4 protein-coding genes are annotated in these 3,814 nt (G+C 52.1%); 2 read left to right on the forward strand and 2 right to left on the reverse strand.

Annotated elements, in window-relative coordinates:
• Positions 1-294: 294 nt before the first annotated feature.
• Complete coding sequence (locus POG22_RS07485; RefSeq protein WP_063718783.1) at positions 295-996, reverse strand: phosphoribosylanthranilate isomerase; 702 nt, start codon at positions 994-996, stop codon at positions 295-297.
• Positions 997-1,167: 171 nt separating this feature from the next.
• Here POG22_RS07485 and psaK point away from each other — a divergent pair, with 171 nt between their 5' ends.
• Both psaK and POG22_RS07495 read left to right on the forward strand, forming a co-directional pair.
• On the forward strand, positions 1,168-1,434 hold the full coding sequence (gene psaK / locus POG22_RS07490) for a photosystem I reaction center subunit PsaK (RefSeq protein WP_074171003.1): 267 nt from the start codon (positions 1,168-1,170) through the stop codon (positions 1,432-1,434).
• A 235-nt stretch (positions 1,435-1,669) separates the two neighbouring features.
• Complete coding sequence (locus tag POG22_RS07495; RefSeq protein WP_498904508.1) at positions 1,670-2,899, forward strand: site-2 protease family protein; 1,230 nt, start codon at positions 1,670-1,672, stop codon at positions 2,897-2,899.
• A gap of 35 nt (positions 2,900-2,934) precedes the next feature.
• On the opposite strand, the gene POG22_RS07500 is transcribed toward POG22_RS07495, so the two are convergent.
• On the reverse strand, positions 2,935-3,814 hold an 880-nt coding region (locus POG22_RS07500; RefSeq protein ID WP_498904509.1), incomplete at its 5' end, for an RNA-guided endonuclease InsQ/TnpB family protein.

Genomic DNA, 3,814 nt, shown 5'->3' on the forward strand with positions numbered 1-3,814 from the left:
AATCACTGCCTGTAGCTGATGACGCTCTTCTGCTGTCAGGCGCACAATGTATTTTTTCTGCATGGGACTCCGGCTCGCTCCCTACAGATTACCTCAATACTCCCGTTAACCCTAATTCTTAGAGTTGACGCTGCACTAGTTGTTAATCCAGATAAACGGTTTTGGTAGTATTTACAGTGGCTCTTCAGAACCGGGTGTGTAGAGTAAAATGCTTAACCTTCGACTGGCAATGAAATAGGGAGCTTCTTCAGTGAAAAGAGGAGAGTGAAGAGGGCAGAGTGAAGACAGTCTTCCTCATCTTTTCACTGGTGACTGGTGATTGGCGACTGGTGACTGTTTGCGTAGCGTCTCGAACAACCGCTTGACTTTCTCTATATCTTTATCTCCGGGCGATCGCTCCACGCCACTCGACAAATCGATACCGTCGGGCGTTAACTGAGACAGGGCTAAGTTGACGTTATCCGGGTTGAGTCCCCCCGCCAGAAACCAGGGACAGGGAAACTGGAAAGTCTGCAAACTCTCCCAATTCAAGGTTTTTCCCGTTCCGCCCAGGTGTTGGGGATCGTAGGCGTCGAGCAATACTGCATCGACGATATCGCAGTAGTCGGACAGGCGATCGAGATCGCTGGCTTTGCGAACGCGAAAGGCTTTGATCAGTTCGACGTGGGGAAGGCGCGATCGCACGTGCTGGCAATATTCCGGGGATTCGTCGGAGTGAAGTTGTACCCCCGTCAGCGGCGTCGCCTCCACTACGCGGCAAATCTCGTCTACGCTCGTTTTAGCAAACACACCAATCCGATCGATTTCCCTGGCTCCCTGGCTCCCTGGCTCCCCGGCTCTCCAAACGGGCAGAGTGCGGCAAATTTCAACAATACGGGAGATCGGAACGTAACGTGGCGATGCGGATACGCAGATAAACCCCAACGCTGTCGCCCCGAGTTCGACAATGGCTGACCCCTGCTTGGGTCGTGTAATTCCGCAAATTTTTACCCGCATTGTATTTTTCGACTTTCTATCATATCGGAGACAATTTTAAAACAATTCGTATCAAAAATTTAATTAAGTGTTAAAAATTTAAACAATTCCAGAAGGATGTCGGAGCGCTCTTTATAATTTCTATAATTTCGTGAAACGTTCTGTAAATTTTTTAATTGGAGTTAAGTTTTGATGAACGCTGGTTTAATTACTGCTGCAACAGGATTGACGTCGCCCTGGTCGTTGAACGTTGCCATTATTATGATTGTTTGTAACTTATTTGCCGTTGCCATCGGGCGCTTTGCCATCCAAAAACGCGGAGTCGGCCCGGCCCTTCCGGTCAACGTTCCCGGTTTGTTTGAAGGCTTTGGTTGGGCGGAACTTCTGGCCACGGCGAGTTTGGGGCATATCCTCGGTGCGGGAGTCATCCTGGGCTTGGGGGCAACGGGTGCGCTATAGTCACCCGTCAGACTTCTGAATTAGGAATTTTGCAGAGTTAGGGGAAGCGAAGGTCTCTCGTTTCCCCTTTTTCGCGATCGCGAAACTTTCCCAACGGCGATCGCCCCTGGAAACTGCCACGGCTAAAACCTCTCCTCGAAAAAGATACTAAAATAAGAATATACCCCTGACGGGCGCGTTCCGCGCGTGGTGTGGGGTCGATCGATACGGCGTCAAGCAAATTTAGGAACGTTTCATGCAATCAGGAGCGCGAGTCGGATCGCTATTTGGAATTCCGTTATACGTACACTCTTCCTGGCTGGTTATCGTTGCCCTATTTACCCTAGCCAAAGGGATTGCGTGGCAAGAAATTTATCCAGAGTGGGGAGAATTGTTAGCCTACAGTGCGGGATTTGCTAGCTCGATCTTGCTGTTTGCGTCAGTGTTGTTACACGAACTCGGCCATAGCTTAGTCGCACTATCTCAGGGCATTAAAGTCAACTCGATTACTTTATTTTTGTTCGGCGGAATTGCCGCGATCGATCGAGAATCGAAAACCCCCGCTCAAGCCTTCCAAGTGGCGATCGCCGGGCCGTCTGTCAGTTTCGGCCTCTTCGTCGTTTTAAGCTTACTGGCGTCGTTCCTACCGGACGGAAACGCCCCCGTCCGCGTGTTGACGGAAAACCTCGCGCAAATCAACCTCGTCTTGTGCGTGTTTAACCTGATACCGGGATTGCCCCTCGACGGCGGCCAAGTTCTCAAAGCGTTGGTATGGAAAATGACAGGCGATCGATTCAAAGCAGTACGAGCAGCAGCACGAACGGGATCGCTTCTCGGCGGAACAGCGATCGCCTTCGGACTGTTTCTCACCTTCACCGGATATAGCGGCGGCCTCTGGATTGCGTTACTCGGCTGGTTTGTCCTGCAAAACGCCAGCGCCTACGATCGCGTCACCGCCGTACAACAAGTTCTCGCCACCACCCCCATTTCGGAGGCCATGACTCGCCATTTCCGAGTCGTAGACGCTCACCTGACGATTCGAGAGTTTGCCGATCGCTATCTCCTCAGCGAACTGTACGACAGCCACGACGCCAAACACCAACCCTATTTTGCCGCGTCGGAAGGACGATATCGCGGCGCCGTGAAAGTGGACGACTTGCGATTTATCGATCGCCAAGAGTGGGAACGTCAAACCCTCACCGACATCGCCCATCCCCTCGAAGAACTCGTCACCGTGCGCGAAAACACCCCCCTCCTCAACGGAATTTCCGTGATGGAAAGCCACAAGCTGCGAGATTTAACGGTTCTGACACCCGCCGACGCTATTGCGGGAATTGTCGATCGCGGCGATATCGTACAAACCGTCGCCCAAAAACTGGGGATGAGCGTTCCCAAAGCCGAAATCGATCGCATCAAAACGGAAGGGAAATATCCCTCTGGGTTTCCCCTGCACAATATTGCATCCAATACGAACAGCGAATCTTGACACTCCCACGAATAGAATTCGTGGGATTCTTGGGTCTATGGGGAGCCAATGCTTAACCCCTCGCCAAACGTCTTGACCGTCTGCCCGACGGCTGCAAGTCCACGCTGCACGACCACCTGCGCGGCGGCTATATCCCTATCTGTGGTATGGCCGCACTCAGGACACTGATGAACGCGAACTGAAAGCTCTTTTTTTCCTGTATTCGTACCACAACTGGGACAAATTTGGCTGGTTCCCTTCGCGTCCACTTCCGCGTAGAAGACGCCGCGCTTCCAGCACACCCACTTCAGGATCCTCAAAAACTCACCGTGAGCTGCATCGAGAGTATGCTTTGAGAACATTCCTCTCGCCCAGGCTTTGAAGTTGAGCTTCTCAGCAAACACCATCCCTACACCGTCGCAGAGATGGTGAGCCAGTTTGTAGAAGAAATCCTGACGACAGTTGCGGATGTATTCGTGAAGTTTGGCAACCCTATAGTGAGCCTTGCGCCAGTTATTCGACCCTTTAACCTTGTGAGACGCTCTCTGTTGCAGCGATCGCAGCTTGCTCTGGAGGTCTACAAAGAATCGGGGTCTTGGCACTAACTCACCGGTGGAGGTGGCCAAATAGTTGCTCAATCCTACGTCAATTCCTAACGCTTCCCCGTGGGGTGTGATGTCGGGAACTTCAATATCGCACTGAAGCGTTAGCATCACGTACCACCCGGAAGCACGTTTGACCACTTGGGCTTGTTTGACGACGAAGCCTTCGGGAATCGCTCGTGAGAGCCGCATCTTCACCCATCCCACTCCAGGGAGCTTGACGCGATTTCCTCGAACGGGGTCTTTTCCCAACTGTGGGAACAACAGGGAGCGCAATCTCCCCGGTTTCTTGAATCTGGGGAATCCGTGTCCTCTCTCCCACATTGAGACAAAG

The organism is Geitlerinema sp. CS-897 (assembly GCF_028368005.1).
In the GTDB taxonomy this organism is placed as follows: Bacteria; Cyanobacteriota; Cyanobacteriia; order Cyanobacteriales; family Geitlerinemataceae; genus Baaleninema; species Baaleninema simplex.

Bases quoted from the DNA above. Each gene is read 5' to 3' on its own strand.
- POG22_RS07485 (WP_063718783.1), bottom strand. From the start codon at position 996: ATGCGGGTAAAAATTTGCGGAATTACACGACCCAAGCAGGGGTCAGCC.
- psaK (WP_074171003.1), top strand. From the start codon at position 1,168: ATGAACGCTGGTTTAATTACTGCTGCAACAGGATTGACGTCGCCCTGG.
- POG22_RS07495 (WP_498904508.1), top strand. From the start codon at position 1,670: ATGCAATCAGGAGCGCGAGTCGGATCGCTATTTGGAATTCCGTTATAC.